At 40.7% G+C, this 19,322-nt stretch carries 15 protein-coding genes and 4 tRNA genes; 1 reads left to right on the top strand and 18 read right to left on the bottom strand.

Features of this window, described 5'->3' with window-relative positions; all coding sequences use genetic code 11:
* The first annotated feature begins 22 nt into the window (after positions 1 to 22).
* The gene (locus FVA69_RS04735; protein ID WP_109911980.1) at positions 23 to 1,309 is read left to right on the top strand and encodes a CNNM domain-containing protein; all 1,287 of its coding nucleotides are present in this window, start codon (positions 23 to 25) and stop codon (positions 1,307 to 1,309) included.
* A gap of 86 nt (positions 1,310 to 1,395) precedes the next feature.
* On the opposite strand, the gene luxS is transcribed toward FVA69_RS04735, so the two are convergent.
* From luxS to gpt, 18 genes are all read right to left on the bottom strand, one after another.
* Positions 1,396 to 1,911: an S-ribosylhomocysteine lyase gene (luxS, locus tag FVA69_RS04730; protein ID WP_004914042.1), complete on the bottom strand. Its 516-nt coding sequence runs from the start codon at positions 1,909 to 1,911 to the stop codon at positions 1,396 to 1,398.
* Between the two features lie 153 nt (positions 1,912 to 2,064).
* On the bottom strand, positions 2,065 to 3,624 hold the full coding sequence (gene gshA / locus FVA69_RS04725; RefSeq protein WP_164528479.1) for a glutamate--cysteine ligase: 1,560 nt from the start codon (positions 3,622 to 3,624) through the stop codon (positions 2,065 to 2,067).
* 195 nt (positions 3,625 to 3,819) lie between these two features.
* Positions 3,820 to 3,896 (bottom strand) — tRNA-Arg (locus FVA69_RS04720).
* Between the two features lie 93 nt (positions 3,897 to 3,989).
* Positions 3,990 to 4,066, bottom strand: a tRNA-Arg gene (locus FVA69_RS04715).
* A 139-nt stretch (positions 4,067 to 4,205) separates the two neighbouring features.
* Positions 4,206 to 4,282, bottom strand: a tRNA-Arg gene (locus FVA69_RS04710).
* Positions 4,283 to 4,293: 11 nt separating this feature from the next.
* Positions 4,294 to 4,386 (bottom strand) — tRNA-Ser (locus tag FVA69_RS04705).
* A 437-nt stretch (positions 4,387 to 4,823) separates the two neighbouring features.
* Positions 4,824 to 5,009 (bottom strand): carbon storage regulator CsrA, encoded by a 186-nt coding sequence (gene csrA / locus FVA69_RS04700; RefSeq protein ID WP_004264815.1) that lies wholly within the window; start codon positions 5,007 to 5,009, stop codon positions 4,824 to 4,826.
* A gap of 228 nt (positions 5,010 to 5,237) precedes the next feature.
* Positions 5,238 to 7,865: an alanine--tRNA ligase gene (gene alaS, locus FVA69_RS04695; protein WP_164528478.1), complete on the bottom strand. Its 2,628-nt coding sequence runs from the start codon at positions 7,863 to 7,865 to the stop codon at positions 5,238 to 5,240.
* Between the two features lie 326 nt (positions 7,866 to 8,191).
* Positions 8,192 to 9,259, bottom strand: coding sequence for a recombinase RecA (recA, locus tag FVA69_RS04690; protein WP_004914068.1), 1,068 nt, complete (start codon positions 9,257 to 9,259; stop codon positions 8,192 to 8,194).
* A gap of 104 nt (positions 9,260 to 9,363) precedes the next feature.
* Positions 9,364 to 9,867, bottom strand: coding sequence for a nicotinamide-nucleotide amidase (pncC, locus tag FVA69_RS04685; RefSeq protein ID WP_109911978.1), 504 nt, complete (start codon positions 9,865 to 9,867; stop codon positions 9,364 to 9,366).
* A gap of 14 nt (positions 9,868 to 9,881) precedes the next feature.
* Complete coding sequence (lplT, locus tag FVA69_RS04680) at positions 9,882 to 11,084, bottom strand: lysophospholipid transporter LplT (protein ID WP_004914071.1); 1,203 nt, start codon at positions 11,082 to 11,084, stop codon at positions 9,882 to 9,884.
* 1 nt (position 11,085) lies between these two features.
* The gene (aas, locus tag FVA69_RS04675; RefSeq protein WP_109911976.1) at positions 11,086 to 13,233 is read right to left on the bottom strand and encodes a bifunctional acyl-ACP--phospholipid O-acyltransferase/long-chain-fatty-acid--ACP ligase; all 2,148 of its coding nucleotides are present in this window, start codon (positions 13,231 to 13,233) and stop codon (positions 11,086 to 11,088) included.
* A gap of 140 nt (positions 13,234 to 13,373) precedes the next feature.
* Positions 13,374 to 13,871 (bottom strand): shikimate kinase AroL, encoded by a 498-nt coding sequence (gene aroL / locus FVA69_RS04670; protein ID WP_004914075.1) that lies wholly within the window; start codon positions 13,869 to 13,871, stop codon positions 13,374 to 13,376.
* A gap of 287 nt (positions 13,872 to 14,158) precedes the next feature.
* Entirely contained in the window at positions 14,159 to 15,412 is a 1,254-nt protein-coding gene (gene proA, locus FVA69_RS04665; protein ID WP_109911975.1) for a glutamate-5-semialdehyde dehydrogenase, read from the bottom strand.
* A gap of 2 nt (positions 15,413 to 15,414) precedes the next feature.
* Positions 15,415 to 16,518, bottom strand: coding sequence for a glutamate 5-kinase (proB, locus tag FVA69_RS04660; RefSeq protein ID WP_036958967.1), 1,104 nt, complete (start codon positions 16,516 to 16,518; stop codon positions 15,415 to 15,417).
* 116 nt (positions 16,519 to 16,634) lie between these two features.
* Positions 16,635 to 17,036, bottom strand: coding sequence for a sigma factor-binding protein Crl (crl, locus tag FVA69_RS04655; RefSeq protein ID WP_109911974.1), 402 nt, complete (start codon positions 17,034 to 17,036; stop codon positions 16,635 to 16,637).
* Positions 17,037 to 17,107: 71 nt separating this feature from the next.
* Positions 17,108 to 18,358 carry an esterase FrsA gene (gene frsA, locus FVA69_RS04650; RefSeq protein ID WP_004914084.1) on the bottom strand — a complete coding sequence of 417 codons (1,251 nt, stop codon included), beginning with the start codon at positions 18,356 to 18,358 and terminating at the stop codon, positions 17,108 to 17,110.
* A gap of 184 nt (positions 18,359 to 18,542) precedes the next feature.
* The gene (gene gpt, locus FVA69_RS04645; protein ID WP_164528477.1) at positions 18,543 to 19,007 is read right to left on the bottom strand and encodes a xanthine phosphoribosyltransferase; all 465 of its coding nucleotides are present in this window, start codon (positions 19,005 to 19,007) and stop codon (positions 18,543 to 18,545) included.
* Positions 19,008 to 19,322: the final 315 nt, after the last annotated feature.

Here is a 19,322-nt window from a genome sequence, read left to right as displayed (position 1 = left end):
TCACCACATAAGGAAACTTGTTTTGGATGATGTGTCCACGAGTACGCTAATCATCATATTGATTGTTTTAATTTTTATGTCAGCCTATTTTTCTGCATCAGAAACTGGGATGATGACGCTAAACCGTTATCGGTTAAAACATTTAGCAAAACAAGGTAATCGCTCAGCGATACGTGTTGAGAAACTGCTTAAACATCCTGACAAGCTGTTAAGCCTAGTCCTTATCGGTAACAACTTAATCAACATAGTTGCTTCCGCATTAGCCACTATTATCGGTATGCGACTATATGGTAACGCGGGTGTAGCGATGGCAACCGGGATCCTAACTTTTGTGATACTCATTTTTGCCGAAGTTATGCCAAAAACACTGGCAGCGCTGTACCCTGAAAAAATTGCATTTCCAAGTAGCTATCTCTTAAAACCATTACAAGTAGTTATGATGCCTATTGTTTGGGCATTTAATACTATTTCAGCACTACTGTTACGTTGCATTGGGGTGAAATCACTAACCGCACGAACTGATGCGGTTAATAAGGAAGAGCTACGCACCATTGTTAACGAATCAAAGCATAAAATTAGCCGCCGAAATCAAGACATGCTGATTTCCATTTTAGACTTAGACAAAGTCACAGTTGGCGATATTATGCTACCCAGGAATGAGATTGTTGGTATTGATGTCAATGATGACTGGAAATCAATTATTCGGCAGCTTACGCACTCCCCTCATGGCCGTATTGTGCTTTATCGCGATTCACTTGATGACTCTATTGGCATTTTACGCGTCCGCGAAGCGTACCGTCTCATGATGGAAAAACGTGAATTTAATAAGCAAAATCTCATTAAAGCTGCAGATAACATTTATTTTATTCCTAACAGTACACCGTTAAATGTTCAGTTAGTTAACTTCCAGCACAATAAAGAAAAACTCGGGATTATCGTTGATGAATATGGCGAGATTCAAGGTCTTATCACTGTAGAAGATATCTTAGAAGAGATAGTTGGTGATTTCACCACCTCTATGTCACCATCCTTAGCTGAAGAAGTTTTGCCACAGAGCGATGGGAGCGTTCTTGTGGACGGTTCTGCTAATATTCGTGAGCTGAATAAGGCTTTTGATTGGAATCTCCCTGTAGATGGTCCTAGGACGGTTAATGGCATGGTTTTGGAAGTCATCGGTGATATTCCACAACTTGAAGAGCAAATCGTGGTAGGACATTACCTTATCGAAGTATTAGCGATGAATGAAAATATCGTTAAGCAGGTCAGGATCACACCTCTTACTTTTAGTTCTCAAGTCCCCGACCTTTGATTTCTTCATAAACTTGCCATTAAATTCTGCTATAAAAATAAAAAGAGCCTTAATTGGCTCTTTGCATAAAGAATATTTGATAAAAACTAAACGTGTAGCTGTTCAAGTTTCTCAGCAGGTAATGCTAACTCATCGTTCTTATTGATACCAATTTCAGATGCAAGAACATTACGTGCAATTTGCTGAGCTTCTTCCAGTGAGTGCATTTTATATGTGCCGCACTGATAGACATTCAATTCAGGAATTTTGTTTTGGTCTTTCACCTGCAAAACATCTTCCATTGCTGCCTTCCATGCATTAGCAACACGCAGTTCATCGGGCTGACCAATAAGGCTCATATAAAAACCAGTACGGCACCCCATTGGTGAAATATCAATAATTTCAACACCATTACCATTGAGGTGATCACGCATAAAGCCTGCAAAGAGGTGCTCTAAAGTATGCGTCCCTTTTTCTGTCATGGCTTCTTCATTTGGTACAGTAAAACGCAAATCAAAAACCGTGATGGTATCACCACTTGGTGTTTTCATGGTCTTTGCCACACGTACAGCAGGCGCTGACATGCGAGTATGATCGACAGTAAAGCTATCTAATAATGGCATTTTGTGACCTCCTCAAAAATAAAAAATATTTTCTAAAATAAATGAAACTATTTTGAAAATGCAGAGTCTGAATTATTGAAAGACGCGCAATTTGTTATCATCCCTAATTCTCTAAGAGATTTTTTATTTGGCCACCTAGAGTGGCCATTTCTTTTAGCGTCCTGCATGAATGCGTAGATAGTCCTCAAAGCTTTCGCTCTCACTTTGTTCCATCTTCGCTTGCTTCTCTATTGAAGCCAATCGTGCTTGCTCAAATTGCTCTTCAGTTATCACTTCATACGGTTCATTCACTAACTGTTCAAAATATTTTTCAGCTAATTCTAACCCGTAGCCACCAATGCCTTTCTCTAACATTTCATCCATAACGAGCGCTGAATATGTGAGAGTTGGGTCTTTAAACATAGCGACAAATTGGTGACAAACTTCTTGATATTTTGCATCGCAACAAGTGTCTAACACTTCAGCCACGCGGATCAAGTCATTAAATAATTGCTGTCCAACTTCAACTAACGGCTTAACTTCACTACCACAACCGAAACCAATAACTTGACCTGGCTTACGACCTTCAAGGATGACACGATTCCAGTTTTGACGGCAACAGTCTAATTCTTGTGCATTCATTTCAGGCGCATCAGCGAGTACACACCATATTAAGAATAGATCAACAAAACGAGCTTGAGTTTCATTAACGCCTATTGCACTAAATGGATTGATATCAAGTGAACGGACTTCAATGTACTCAATACCACCGCGCAATAATGCATCGGAAGGTGATTCATTGCCTTTAGGAACGCGTTTCGGGCGTATTGGGGCGTAGAGCTCATTTTCAATTTGTAGCACATTGGTATTTAGTTGAATATATTTGCCGTCTTTTTTGACACCCAGTTTTTCAAATTCAGCTGAAGGCTTATGGATAGCTTTTTTCAGGTTTTCTACATATTCATCCAATTTATTGAATGTGATATTTAAATCACTTTGTGATTTATTTGTATAACCTAAGTCACTCATACGTAGAGATGTCGCATAAGGCAAGTAATACGTACCACTGTCCGTTTTATCAAATGACAGCGACGTCTCCCTATCTTTCAAAAAAGAGCCGCAAATCGCCGGAGAGGCGCCAAATAGATAAGGAATAACCCAACCAAAGCGGTAGTAATTTCTAATCAGACGTAAATAGCCTTCAGAAATTTTTTCTTTACCGCTTTCTTCATCTTCAATACCTGCCCATGCTCGCCAAAATTCAATCGGCAAAGAGAAGTTATAATGCACGCCTGCTATCGTTTGCATCAAAGCACCATAACGATTTTTAAGGCCTTCACGGTACAGCGTTTTAAACTGCCCCACATTAGAAGAGCCATATTGCGCAAGAGTGATTTTATCTTCACTTTCAATAAAGCACGGCATACTCAACGGCCACATTCTTTCATCTTGAAGGTGACGAGCTGTATAGCGGTGTAAATCTCGCAAGAAAGCCAAATTATGGCTAATGCTTTTATCTACAGGAGTAATAAATTCGAGTAGGGACTCCGCAAAATCTGTCGTGATCCATTTATGTGTTAAAGCTTTTCCCAGCCCTTCTGGATGCAAGGTCTCTGCAATTGCGCCTGTTGGGGTTACACGCAATGTTTCACGCTCTATACCACGTTGAATACCATTTAGTGTTTCTGGGTGCGCCTCTAACCATGAGAGCGCTTTCGATACGTCCGGGATCAAGTCGACCTCCCGCCTGTGATGTTAATTTATTTTATTAAGGCAATTACTTTAGCTTAAATCACATAAATTGTCGCTGTCTAGATGTGTGGTTTATGAGGGAATAAATCAAAGATGCATGGAAAATGCGATTTAGTTAATTTTATGAATGGTAATTTTAGGCAAAAAAAACTCCTCAAATGAGGAGTTTCTTAATGATGGTGCATCCGGGAGGATTCGAACCTCCGACCGCTCGGTTCGTAGCCGAGTACTCTATCCAGCTGAGCTACGGATGCAAATTCATTCGATTTTGAATCGATATATTCTCAATAACTTATCTGAGTTAAATTAAAAGGTATTATTGATATGCTAAGTTATTAGCTAAGAGATGGTGCATCCGGGAGGATTCGAACCTCCGACCGCTCGGTTCGTAGCCGAGTACTCTATCCAGCTGAGCTACGGATGCATACTTAATGCAAAGGAGTGCTGCTCTCTCAAACTTCTTTATCAACTTCTACTTCTATAAATCAACTTCTTAGTTACTGCTTTGTTTGGCTGCTAAAACCAAAACAAAACCCCATCAGATCTTCTCATAGGGTTAAAGATGGTGCATCCGGGAGGATTCGAACCTCCGACCGCTCGGTTCGTAGCCGAGTACTCTATCCAGCTGAGCTACGGATGCATAATCTAAAATGGCGGTGAGGGAGGGATTCGAACCCTCGATGCAGCTTTTGACCGCATACTCCCTTAGCAGGGGAGCGCCTTCAGCCTCTCGGCCACCTCACCATATTTTAGTTACACACGATTTGTTTTTTCAAACATCTCGTTGCTGTGTGGCGCACATATTACTTTCCTAGACTTAGAAGTCAAACAATTTTTCCAAACTTTTTGCATTCCGGTGTCTGTTTGCACATTTCACAAGCAAGATGATTAGTTTAACACCGGAAAAGATATATTTCAGCCCCTATGACACTAACTTTATAAACAAAAATACTGGAAAAAAATTATTCTACAAATGAATAAAAATATGTTCACAGGATTGATTAGCCTATATTTCAAACAAAAGGAAACAAAATTTCAGTACATGAGAACCGAAAACTAAACAATAATGTGAGTTTGATGCTAGAGAAGTATAAAAATGAAAGGATATTTTTAGAATATAATACGAGTAAGACAAGCGCCCATTCTTGCTGTGTGGTCAATCATTGGACGCTTATTCATTATTATTGATTATCTGGTTGAGTCTTTTCAGCCTGGATCCGTTGATAAATTTCTTCACGGTGAACAGAAACTTCTTTTGGCGCATTAACACCAATACGAACTTGGTTGCCTTTGACACCCAATACAGTAACTGTTACCTCATCGCCTATCATGAGTGTTTCACCAACTCGACGAGTCAGAATAAGCATTCTTTGCTCCTTGAAATATTAAAAGAGTCGGGTCTCTAGGTATCCCCCGCTATTGTCCATCACACACCGTGAAAACGTAAAGCAATGACATTCACCTAAAGCATTGATGCCATCAATACAAGCATTCTAATTATTTACAAGCAAAATATAGCACTACAAACGATACATTAACAATGCCGCAACAGATTAAAGTTGCCTCATCTTTTAATGAGGCAACTTTGTAAGTGCTTACAGGCGTGCTTCAACCCATTCTTCGACACTCGCCATAGCAGTAGGTAATGCGTTAACGTCAGTACCTCCTGCTTGAGCCATGTCTGGGCGGCCACCACCTTTACCACCAACTTGACCTGCAATGTGGGAAATCAAGTCACCTGCTTTAATTTTAGCAGTTAAATCATTAGTCACCCCAACAATCATACTGACTTTATCACCACTTGTTGTTGAAAGCACGATAATCGCTGATTTCAACTGATTTTTAAGGTCATCAACCATAGTTCTCAACAACTTAGGATCAGTATCTCCTAATTGAGTCACTAATAATTTGACGCCTTTCACGTCTTTCGCTTTGCTGCTTAGTGAAGCACTTTCTTGAGATGCTTGTTGATCTTTTAGTTGCACAATTTCTTTTTCGAGCTGGCGAGATTTTTCTAATGCCGCTTTCACTTTCTCGACAAGGCTATTCATATCACCTTTAACCAAGTGCGCAATTGCCGAAAGTTGCTCTGATTGATTGTGAATACTTTCAATTGCTGTAGTGCCTGTCGTCGCTTCAATACGACGAACACCTGCAGCCGTACCCGATTCACTCAGAATACGGAATAAACCAATATCTCCGGTACGACGCGCATGGGTACCACCACATAATTCGATAGAAAAATCACCCATACTCAGAACACGTACACGCTCTTCATATTTTTCACCAAATAATGCCATAGCGCCTTTTGCTTTTGCACCTTCTAAATCCATTAGTTCGGTTTCAATTTCTGAGTTTTTACGGATTTGCGCATTCACAATATCTTCTACTTGGCGTAGTTGGTCTTGTGTCATCGCCTCAAAATGAGAGAAGTCAAAACGCAAGTATTTATCATTAACCAATGACCCCTTTTGAGAAACATGGTCACCTAATACTTGGCGTAGTGCCGCATGCAGTAAGTGCGTTGCTGAGTGATTTAAACGGATCGCATCACGTCTAGCACTATCCACGAAAGCGGTAATTCTATGATTAACAACGAGTGATCCCGCTTCAACCTTACCAATATGCCCAATCGCTTGACCATATTTTTGCGTGTCAGTAACTTTAAAGCTCGCACTATCATTATTTAAATAACCAGTATCACCGACTTGCCCACCAGACTCTGCGTAAAATGCTGTTTTGTCTAGTATAACTAAGCCTTCTTCACCAGCATTCAAGCTATCTACAGGCTGGCCATCTTTATATAATGCAGTAATAGTAGCTTGTTGCTCATCATATTGATAACCGGAGAATTCACTGCGCTTATCAACTTTAATTAAAGAGTTATAATCTGCCCCAAAACCACTGGATTCGCGCGCACGACGACGTTGGTCCTCCATCGCTCGCTCAAAACCTTCTTCGTCGACTTTAATATTGCGTTCACGGCAAACATCTGCCGTTAAATCGATTGGGAAGCCATAGGTGTCATATAAGCGGAATGCGGCTTCACCGTCCAGAGTATCCCCTTTCAGTGAGGCAAGCTCTTCATCTAATAATTGAAGACCACGTTCTAAAGTACGAGCAAATTGTTCTTCTTCGGTCTTGAGAACTTTTTCGACCATTGCTTGCTGGCGTCCAAGTTCATCAGCCGCGGACCCCATGACGTTAATCAGTGGCGCCACTAATTTATAGAAGAAGGTATCTTTGGCACCAAGCATATAACCGTGACGAACAGCACGACGGATAATGCGACGCAGAACATAACCACGGCCTTCATTTGATGGAATAACACCATCACTTACAAGGAATGCACAAGAACGAATATGGTCAGCAATAACACGTAATGATTTATTTTCTAAATCTGTCGCACCTGTTGCTTTAGCAGCAGCAGCGATGAGATCGCGGAAAATATCAATTTCATAGTTTGAATTAACGTGCTGCAATACTGCAGAAATACGCTCTAAGCCCATTCCTGTATCGACTGAAGGTTTTGGCAGAGGCTCCATTGTCCCGTCAGACTGACGGTTAAATTGCATGAAGACCAAGTTCCAAATTTCAATATAGCGATCACCGTCTTCTTCTGGGCTTCCTGGAGGCCCCCCCCATATGTGGTCACCGTGATCATAGAAAATCTCGGTACATGGGCCACAAGGACCTGTATCACCCATCTGCCAGAAGTTATCTGACGCATATGGCGCGCCCTTGTTATCACCGATACGAATAATACGCTCAACTGGAACACCAATTTCTTTGTTCCAAATGTCATAGGCTTCATCATCAGTTGCGTAAACGGTCACCCACAGCCTTTCTTTTGGTAAGTTAAACCATTCTTCGCTAGTCAATAATTCCCAAGCAAAACGGATTGCGTCATGCTTAAAGTAATCGCCAAAGCTAAAATTGCCTAACATTTCAAAAAATGTATGGTGGCGAGCGGTATAGCCCACATTTTCTAAGTCGTTATGTTTACCACCCGCGCGCACACAGCGCTGCGCGGTTGTCGCTCGGGAATATGCTCTTTTATCCAGACCAAGAAATACATCTTTGAACTGGTTCATCCCTGCGTTTGTGAACAATAGTGTAGGGTCATTATTTGGCACTAGTGAACTACTAGAGACCACTTGATGACCTTTTGTATGAAAAAAGTCGAGAAACGCTTGACGGATCTCAGCGGTGCTTTTACTCATATTTATCCCGATATCAAGCTGGAAACAGAATTACGAATTGTTGAGATGGAATGTAACATCACCTCTAATCAACTCTCCGATTAAAAAGTGACTGATAAGATAAAGTCTCTTTGTGCAGAAGTAAAATATAGATACATCCATTCGCAGCTTTCATTGTAAAGCGTCTAGATATTTTCTGAAAGTATGTTTATACCTTGCACTGGTGTATTTTTCCACAGAAAAACTGTTCAATAAACAATTAATGTAATAGATTTAAAACAAAACAGGCGCAACCACATCAGCGGAGCGCCTATAGTTTACTTGCTAATCAATAAACTAGATTGATATTAAAATTCTTCTGGTGTTTCTTCTTCATCAGAATCATTGATAAAGTCTGTTGCCGCACTGCTAAATTCACCAGTGTGGTTTAATAACATTTCACGCAGTTTGGTATCAATTTCTTGAGCGACTTCAGGGTGCTCTTTTAAATAATTTGTTGAATTAGCTTTACCTTGGCCAATTTTATCGCCGTTATAGCTATACCAAGCCCCTGCTTTTTCAATTAATTTGTGTTTTACACCCAAATCAATTAACTCGCCGAAGGTATTAATACCTTCACCATACAAAATTTGGAATTCAGCTTGTTTAAATGGCGCTGCAACTTTGTTTTTTACCACTTTAACGCGAGTTTCACTACCGACGATTTCCTCGCCATTTTTCACTGCACCAATACGACGGATATCTAAACGAACAGATGCATAAAATTTTAATGCATTACCACCCGTTGTTGTTTCTGGGTTACCAAACATAACACCAATCTTCATACGAATTTGGTTGATAAAGATCAGTAGGGTATTAGATGTTTTTAAGTTACCCGCTAACTTACGCATTGCTTGGCTCATCATACGAGCAGCTAAGCCCATATGTGAATCACCAATTTCACCTTCAATTTCTGCTTTTGGTGTTAACGCAGCAACGGAGTCAACGATGATTACATCAACCGCACCTGAGCGAGTTAATGCATCACAAATTTCTAGCGCTTGTTCACCGGTATCAGGTTGAGAGCACAGTAAGTTATCAATATCGACGCCTAATTTTTTAGCATAGATAGGGTCTAAAGCGTGTTCAGCATCGATGAAAGCACACGTTTTACCGCTACGTTGTGCTGCTGCAATAACTTGCAGGGTTAGTGTTGTTTTACCTGAGGATTCAGGGCCGTAGATTTCAACAATACGACCTAGTGGCAAGCCACCAGCACCCAATGCAACATCAAGGGATAAGGAGCCTGTTGAGATAGTTTCAACATCCATAGAGCGGTCTTCACCAAGACGCATAATGGAACCTTTACCAAATTGTTTTTCAATTTGGCCTAATGCTGCTGCAAGTGCTTTTTGTTTGTTTTCATCAATAGCCATGTTTACTCCCTAAGTGCAATGATTTGACCACTGCAAATAAAACGATTGAATTCGGTTTGTTGAAACTGATTATACTGTATAATCATACAGTATCAAGGAAATTTTTAATTTAACTGCTTTAAAAGTGTTTCAAGTATATAAACTGTTGATTGAAAACGAACTTCGTTTCGGTTTCCTTGAAACACTCTATGTTGTGTTGTGACAAATACCGTTTGGTCTGCCTGTTTTTGCGCAAAACCAAACCATACCGTACCAACAGGTTTTTCTATACTACCGCCCCCAGGGCCTGCTATTCCACTAACTGAAACAGCGAAATCTGCACTGGCTTCTTGCAAAGCGCCTTCCGCCATTTCTGTAACAACTTGTTGGCTTACAGCACCATACCGTTGTAAAGACTCGCTCTTAACACCAATCATTTGATGCTTTGCTTCATTACTGTATGTCACAAAACCGCGCTGAAAGTAATCTGAGCTACCCGAGATATCGGTTAAAACCTTCGCAACCCAGCCCCCGGTACAAGACTCAGCGGTTGTGACTGTTTTACCCTGTTCTTTCAGTTTCAGTCCAATCTGAATACTCAGTGTTTCAAGCCGTTTCTCATCTATCATGATGCTATCTACCTTTATGCCATTTTTTTACGAGCACGATCCCAAACCCATAAACCCGCAATCGCAATTGCAAATACAGCACCAAAACCAATACCCGCATTCACAACGGATAAACCTGCTTTAATTGCCAGTGAGTACAAGCCTAACATAATCAGCATTGCACTATTTTCACCTAAATTTTGTACGGCGATCGCATTCCCTGCGCCAACGGTTTCTTTCCCTTTTTCTTGTAATAATGCATTCAATGGAACGACAAATAAACCGCCAAAAATCCCAAGAATAATTAAAATAAAATAGGATGGAATAATGTTAGTTTGCAAGGAAAGTAACACTACCATCACACCTATAATAACTCCCGCAGGGATGCATCGATAAACCGTTTTTAAGGTAATAAATTTGGCAGCAAGCCCCGCACCTGCGACTATCCCCACCGCAACCATCGCATTTAGAATGGTTGGTGTGGTGTTGTCTTGTAACCCCAACGCTACAGGCACCCATGCAACGAGCAGAAAACGCAACGTTACCCCGGCCCCCCAGAACAAGCTAGTTCCGACTAGTGAAAAACGACTCTCTTGATTCGCCCATAGCACACGGCAAGCACTGAAAAAAGACGCCATCAACAGCTTAAGATCCCAACCTTTTCCAGGCCTCGCCGCAGCTAAGTGTGGGATGAAAAAATTCGCAATAACGGCTAACGCATACAGTGCAGCACATGTACCTAACGCTAAGATTAAGTTAATATCGGACAGCATTCCTCCGACAACTGACCCCACTAAAATGGCTGCAATTGTTGAAGCCTCCATCACACCATTGGCCTTAACAAGGTTATCGCCGCCAGTGAGTTCACCGAGAATACCGTATTTAGCCGGTGAATAGGATGCTGCACCGATCCCCACTAACCCATAGCAAAGGAATGGGTTTAGGCCAAAACAAATCCCTAGTGCTCCAATAAATTTAAAGATGTTAGAAAACAACATCACTCGGCCTTTTGAAAACCTATCCGCGATTTGCCCAACAAATGGCGCTAAAATGATGTAAGTAAAAACAAACACCATTTGCAAGATAGGGTGACTCCACTCGGGGTAAAATTCGGCTTTGAGCTGGGCTAATATGGCAAATAATAATGCATTATCCGCAAATGCAGAGAGGAACTGTGAAGCCAGTACTGCTTTCATACCTCGGCTCATTAGCGGTGAATTGGAAGTGCTTTCTTGCATATTATTCATCCTTTAATGCCATTTGCTTTAATGTAACAAAATCCGTTTTACCACTACCTAGCACTGGCAACTCTTTAACAAAACGAATATCGCGTGGAACCGCTAACTCGGTTAATCCTTTACTTTTGGCTGCACTGGATAATGCGCTACGGTCTAATTCTTTATCTGTTGTGAACAAAACAAGTGCTTCACCTTTACTGCTATCTGGCTTTGTAACCACACCGTGATTTGCATTGGGAGAAATAGATGCCACCATTTGCTCGATACTTTCGAGGGAAACCATTTCTCCTGCAAGTTTAGCAAAACGTTTAACACGGCCTTTTATAGTACAGAAATTTTTATGGTCTAATTCAACGATATCACCAGTGTCGTACCAACCTTCCTCTATTTCACCTTGTGCATTTTCAGCTTGCGGTGTTTCAAGGACGCCAGGGGCTTCAACGCGCAAATACCCTTTCATAATATTTGGGCCTTTAAGCTGTAATTTACCACCCTGTTCAATTCCAGAAATTGGAATAATTCGCGCTTCCATTTCAGGTAAAATTTGCCCAACAGAGCCTTCTTTCGCGGCCATAGGGACATTGATTGATACAATTGGTGCACATTCAGTGACCCCATAACCTTCAAGAATTCGGATGCCAAATTTATCAAACCAGATTTTTTTCGTTTTATCCGATAATTTTTCTGCACCGGCAACCACATAACGTAAACGTGCGAAATCATACTGATGAGCAAACCGTGCGTAGTTACCTAAAAAGGTTGATGTTCCGAATAATACGGTGCAGTTTTTGTCATAGACTAATTCAGGAATGACTCGGTAATGCAATGGGCTTGGATAAAGGAAAACTCGGCTTCCTGAAAATAGAGGGATAAATAAACCAACCGTCAAACCAAATGCGTGAAATAACGGCAGTGACGACATAAAACGGTCACGTGGGGTGAAATCAGCGATCGTTTTTATTTGTTCTACGTTTGCCATCAAGCTAGCATGGCTGTGGACAACACCTTTTGGTGTACCTTCAGAACCAGATGTGAATAAAACAACGGCTTCATCAGACGGTTTACGAGGAAGAATGGCTTTTTTAGGGTTGAATAAGTGTTTAATAATCCATAATTTATCTTGCCATGTTACCGTATCTTTTAAATCTTCAAGATAAATCCAACTTGCTTCTGGCACTTGTTCTGGAATATGCGTTAAGTTGCCTTTTTCCAAAAATTGGCGCGAAGTAAAGACTACTTTCGCCGCAGAGGCTTTTAACGCGTTACTAATACCGTGACTGCCCGCTGTGTAATTGAGCATAGCAGGTACTCGGCCTCTCATTAAAGCACCGAAAATTGCAGCCGCGGTGACTGTCGCATTTGGCAATAATAGGCCAACTCTTTCATTTTCATGTGTATAGCGTTCAATAATACGACCAACCCCTAAGGTTTTTTTCAATAGGGATTGATATGAGTCTTCTTTAAATGCGATGTCCTCGATACAAGGCGTACGGCGCCCAAAAAACTGAACACTTTGAATAAATTCTTCAACTAATGTGACTTGTGGTAAACAAGACATACGAGCAGATTTCATGATTTGGTACAGGTGTTCACCAGCCAGAGCTCGACGCTCTACAGCCTTAGGTGCTTCAGGCATTGGGATAGCTTGTGCCGGCAAGATATGCAATGTGATCTTCGGAAACCATTTTAATGGAAAAATGCCTTTCAGACGCCCAAAATGGCTATATTGAGCCCCTTCTATACGAATAGGAACAACTTTTGCTCCAGACTTTGCGGCCACAAAAGCCGCTCCTTCGTATATTTTCATTAAAGAGCCATGAACTGAAATTCGGCCTTCTGGAAAAATAACTATCGGGCGCCCTTTTTCTACCTCTTTAACTAGATGACGAATACCTAGAGGGTTGGCAGGATCAAGAGGGACAATATCTGCATAGGGCTTAAGGCGCTTCACCATTTTTGGTGTGGCAAATGTTGAATAAACAGCAAATACAGGTTTAACAGGTAAGAAAAGTGCGATTAATACACCATCAAGGAAAGAAACATGATTAGGTGTAATCAAACATTTATCTTGATTAAACTCTTTCGCATCGCCAATAACTTGCACGCGAAACAAAAATTTAAGTACTGTTTTGACTATCTTTGCCAACATAATGAGTCCCTATACTATGATTATATTTTTATATATTAGTGTGATACAACTATACCTTTAGTGACATCTATCTTACTGAGCTACTCCCTTTGCTCTAATTAGTATATTCCGAAAACACCGCAGGCTTATTAGTCATTAGTTTAAGTTAAATCATTAAGTTGTGCGATGATATCGTCGACAGGCTGCGCAGCATCAATAATATGGTGAGCAGTCGCACGGTAGATAGGTTCCCTTTGTTGCATCACTTCTTCAATTTCTTCAATTAAAGATTTCCCGGTCAAACTTGGTCGTTGATCCGCTTGTGGCTCTGCTGCAAGGCGTTTTGCTAAAACTTCAGGATGGGTATTTAAATAAATAACAGTGCCGTTATTACGCATAATTTGCTGATTTTCTTCTGCGAGAACCAGGCCTCCGCCAGTAGAAACAATCATATTATTTTGCTTAATCGACTTAAGGACGTCAGTTTCTAGCTGACGAAAGTAATCCCAACCGTGCTGTTCAACAATTTCAGCGATACTTTTTCCCGCTTTTTCTAAAACCAATTTATCTGTATCAACAAATTGATAGCCTTTAGATTCTGCAAATTTTTTACCAATTGTGGTTTTACCCGAACCTCTTGGACCGATAATGTAAAACATTAAATTTCATCCCATCATCATGAATACTAAGCAATACTGATTACAAATTTACTTATGATAAATTGCTTAATTTGACAAATAAAAAAAGAAAGCCACACAAGTGTGGCGATAGACTGCTGCCAAACATATTATGTTTGGCAGCAATCTAATAGGTTTTGAAAATAAACTAGGAAAATCAATTTATTGATTTTTGGCTGATAACACAAAGCGGGAAAAACCACGCTTTTATCTCGCTTTGTCAACAACCTCAAGCCACACAAGTGTGGCTATCTCATCATTTTTACTCATTATGGACGACTCAAAAAGTCGCCATATCCGATCCATTTATACGTTGTTAGTGCATCTAACCCCATAGGGCCACGTGAGTGTAATTTCTGCGTACTTACTGCGACCTCTGCACCTAAACCAAACTGACCACCATCAGTAAAGCGAGTGCTTGCATTAACATATACCGCTGCTGAATCTACACATTGAACAAAATAGTCAGCTTGATGAATAGATTCTGTCAAGATAGCATCAGAATGCGCAGTACCATACTGGCGAATATGGTCAATAGCTGCGTCAATGTCATCCACAATTTCTACGTTAAGATCCAGTGATAACCACTCATCGACAAGGTTTTCAGGTTTTACATCAACAACTTTCGCTGGGCCTTGTTTTAGTAATGGAAGTGCTTTTTCACTCGCATGCAGAGTGACTTGTTGCTGCGCCATTTTTTCACTTAAAAACGGTAGGAACTCAGTCGCAATCTCTTTATGAACTAATAATGTTTCAAGTGAATTACAGGCACTTGGGCGCTGAACTTTCGCATTAATAATCACATCAATGGCTTTATTAAAATCCACCGATTTATCAACAAATGTATGGCAAACGCCAATGCCCCCGGTAATTACCGGGATCGTGGATTGCTCACGACATAATTTATGTAACCCCGCACCGCCACGAGGGATTAGCATATCAATGTAACGATCTAATTTGAGTAATTGTGCAACTAATTCACGGTCCGGATTATTAATAGCTTGTACTGCATCTGCTGGCAAGCCGCTATTTTCCAATGCTTTTTGAATAACTTCCACTACCGCAAGGTTAGTATGATGCGTCTCTTTCCCGCCACGCAAAATGACCGCATTACCTGTTTTTAAACATAACGAAGCCACATCAACGGTAACATTAGGGCGAGCTTCATAAATAACGCCAACAACTCCCAATGGAACACGGCGACGTTGTAAATTTAAACCGCTATCCAATTGGCTTCCATCAATGATTTGCCCAACAGGATCAGCTAATTGACATACTTTTCTGACATCATCAGCAATACTTTTTAAACGCTCTGGCGTCAATAATAATCGGTCTTGTAACGCCTCACTCATACCGCTTGCTTTTGCCTGCGCCATGTCTTTTTGATTCGCTGCCAGTATAACTGCATTATCTTGTTCTAGTAGATCTGCAATTTGTAATAGTGCTGCATTTTTTTGTTTGGTACTTAACTGAGCTAATTGCCATGAAGCAACTCTTGCTGCCTTACCCATTGTCTCTAACATAATTAACTCACTATCATATCATCACGATGAACAGCCACAGAACCGTGTTCATAACCAAGTATTTTACTGATTTCTTGTGAATGGTGCCCAGCAATCATTCTCAGTGCATCACTGTTATAATGGCTGACCCCATGAGCTAGGTCTTTTCCTGCCATATTACGAATACGGATCACTGCGCCTCGAGAGAAATCGCCTTCAATCTTTTTAATTCCTTTTGGCAACAATGAACTCCCTTTTTCCATAATTGCCAGTTGTGCACCATCATCAATGTAGACATCCCCAGCGGCTGGAGCACCGAAAATCCAACGTTTACGATTTTCCATTGGATTTTTTTGCCCATAAAAACGGGTACCAACTGGAAGATTTTCAATAACCGCATTAATAACATCGGGTTTATTGCCTGCTGCAATGATAACATCAATTCCTGCGCGGCCCGCGACATCTGCTGCTTGTAATTTAGTTGCCATTCCACCGGTTCCTAACCCGCTAACGCTTCCCCCCGCCATTTCACGAAGTTCATCATTGATACCATACACTTCGGGTATCAATTTTGCATTTGGATTACTGCGTGGGTCAGCATCATATAAGCCTTCGATATCCGTGAGTAATAGCAGTTTGTCGGCATCGCCAAGAATCGCGGCCAAAGCGGATAGATTGTCATTATCACCGACTTTAATTTCTGCGGTAGCAACGGCATCATTTTCATTAATAACTGGAATGATTCCGTTATCTAACAGAGCTTGCAAGGTATCTCGTGCATTTAAGAAACGTTCTCTGTCTTCTAAATCGGCTCGTGTCAGTAACATTTGCCCGATATGAATACCATAAATGGAGAATAACCGTTCCCATAACTGAATTAAACGACTTTGACCGACCGCCGCAAGCAACTGTTTAGATGCTATGGTAGCCGGCAGTTCGGGGTAATTTAAATGTTCGCGACCCGCGGCAATTGCCCCAGAAGTCACAATAATAATGCGATGCCCTTTTTCATATTGCTGCGCGCATTGCCTGACAAGCTCAACAATATGAGCTTGATTTAAACGGCGCGAGCCCCCTGTTAATACACTGGTCCCTAATTTAACTACCAGCGTCTGGCTATTTTTCATCATTTTTCTGCCATTAGGATTAATAAACCAAAAAGTAGGTATCATTTTTATCAGGAGAAGCGCGTTATGCCAACAAGCATAACGCAAAATTCAACAAAAGTTGGTTTAAAACAAATTTATGCGCTTAATTCCAGTTTTAATTCTGCCATTAGCGGGGAGGGAAAGAGGCTTAACTCAAGTTCAGATAATTGTTTTGCAAGGGCTTGGTGAAATGACACTAAATTTTGCTCGGTCGCTTCAATGGTTGCCGCATCTTTTAGTGCTTTGACTTGCCAACTACCATGACTGTTGTATAGGCCAAAATGATAAATAAATTCAAAGCCCTTATCAGTTGCTACCAATTTTAGCCACCACCCCCAAAACTCGCGTTTTTCTGGGGCAATATTTGCATTCACGCAAACAACGAGGCTATCAAATATATAACAGCCATTTAAACATTGTTTTTCACGTAAATAAGGTCCTATCGAAGCAAACTTCTTTAAATACTTTCCATTTGAGTAATCAGTCGGTAAAGCCATGTTAAGGATCTCCTTCTTGGGAAGATCCCTTTTTAACAAATGGGTAAAAATAAGCAAGTTATTAAATAAAATTAAAGTATTTTTGCTTTTAACCAATTAGTAGTTTCACTTAACGCCTTTTCAAAATTAGCAAAAACAGGCTGGCTTGGTAGCATTATCGTATCAGCATCCATCGAAGAGCGTCGAATTAAATCAGATTCGGCTTTAGGGCTATAAATATCATCTTTGAGGCTAACCGATAACATTGGGACTTTACTGCGTCGCCCTAAAAGCCCTTGATTTTTAAGTGAATAACAACTTAACTCATGGCGTAAAGCAGAACCATCAACTTGATAAATACCCAAACGACTGGCGAACACATCCAGAACCATTCGAGGAATATCCTGCTGATATTTCTCTTCATGCAATAAACTGTGCACAATTGGCCCTATGACAGCGACTGCTTTAATCTTATCTGGACACATATAAGCTAATCTTAATGCTATATTTGCGCCAAAACGCATACCCACGATACCAAAACGCGTGTGGTCAATCCAAGCGATATCCCCAATCTGGCGAACAATTTGCTCATGTAGGGTGCTTGTTTCCTGTGTAAGCTTTTGTTTTACCGAATAACCAATAGATGGCATATCCAGTGTTAGCATCGCAATACCGAGAGGTTCGAGGTAGTCACGGAAATAGCGGCAAAAATCAATTTGTAAACTATCTAACATGCCGCAAATCATCACGGTCGGGTAAGGCCCTTGACCGTGTGAAGGAATATGTAAAAAGCCACAGACTTCTTTTCCACCATCAACTTTAAATGGAATTTTCTTTAAGCGATATTGAGAAAATTTTGCTGCGCTATCATACGCTTTACAAGCCAACAAAATAGCTTGGTCAGCCAGCTCGTCACCTTTAATAAAAGGATAAGCTGCAATGCTGTACAAATTAGCAGAACGCAACCAAGCATCCCCTGCTTCTGCACCTTTTTCAAACTCTAACGCTTTTTGCTGCCAATGCATGGCTTGCTGGGACCATTCAAAACACCAGTTTCCACGACGATTACCAATGACTGTATCCAATAAATTATCATCACTACGCTCAGCATCTGAGATAGCAATACGGCTTAGCACCTCTTCAATTTCTAAGGCGTCTATTCCCCGCCAAATCCACATTAAGCGGTTAATCATACGGTACCACCCCGCATGGTGAGACCCACTTAACACACTATGTTCTTTAATTTGAGAAATTGTTTGAGATGAATAAGAGACTAATGTTGACGTTTCAACTTGTCTGACTTTAGGTTTGAAAAGTTTTTCTGAAAGGTTTTGCTGAGTCATCCCTATTTCCTTGTCTATCAGAGTTGAATTTGGCCAAAAATAAAGGGAATGCAAAAATGCACTCCCCAAATTATATCGTGTTTAGCTTAAAAATTTTAGGTATTAATGTGTTTTTGCAATCAATAAATTCTATAACACTTTATAATTACAATGTTTTTACCTAAAGCTCGCGTAAAACACAGATTTATTTATCTTGTTCACACAATGGTTTAACAAAAACGACGCCCATATCCCATGGCTGTTCGATCCATGTGTCTTGTGGAATATCAACTATGTAGTCATCCACTAATGGACGCCCTGCAGGTTTTGCAAAAATAGTAACAAAGTGGGCTTTAGGGTACATGTTACGGATAGCTTGAGCTGTGCCGCCTGTATCCACCAAATCATCAATGACAATATAGCCTTCACCATCACCTTCAGCACGTTTAATCACGGTTAATTCGCGCTGGTTGTCATGGTCATAGCTAGAAATACAAACGGTGTCAACGTTACGAATACCAAGTTCGCGTGCTAGAAGTGCTCCAGGAACAAGGCCACCACGGCTAACCGCGATAATACCGGTCCATTGCTCTACTGGTAATAAACGTTGTGCGAGTTTACGGGCATGTATTTGCAACATATCCCACGTTACGACATATTTTTCGCTCATAAAATTCGGGTCCCGACTGCTGAGTAAATCTGAAATGTGTCTTGCGGAAAAAAGGTTGCGCGAGATTATAGTGATTTGGCCGGTTAAAAACCAGTAAAAAGCACCATTCGACATTAATTATTATCATTTACACTGTCCATTGCTCAAAAGAAAGTGTTATCCTGAGTTTATAAAAGAGGCAGCCTTTAATTCGAAACTTCAGGCTGTTAGGTCATAATTACAGCAATATTCCTTTTAAAATTGAAGCTGAAATTAACGTTGGTTGCCGATCAGCTCCTACTGGGTTATTCAGGATATTATCCCTAAATAGTTCAA

The sequence above is a fragment of the Providencia sp. PROV004 genome (assembly GCF_011045615.1).
Lineage (GTDB): Bacteria > Pseudomonadota > Gammaproteobacteria > Enterobacterales > Enterobacteriaceae > Providencia > Providencia rettgeri.
The sequence above is the reverse complement of the archived record's forward strand: the minus strand, read 5'-3'. Positions and strand labels throughout refer to the sequence as shown.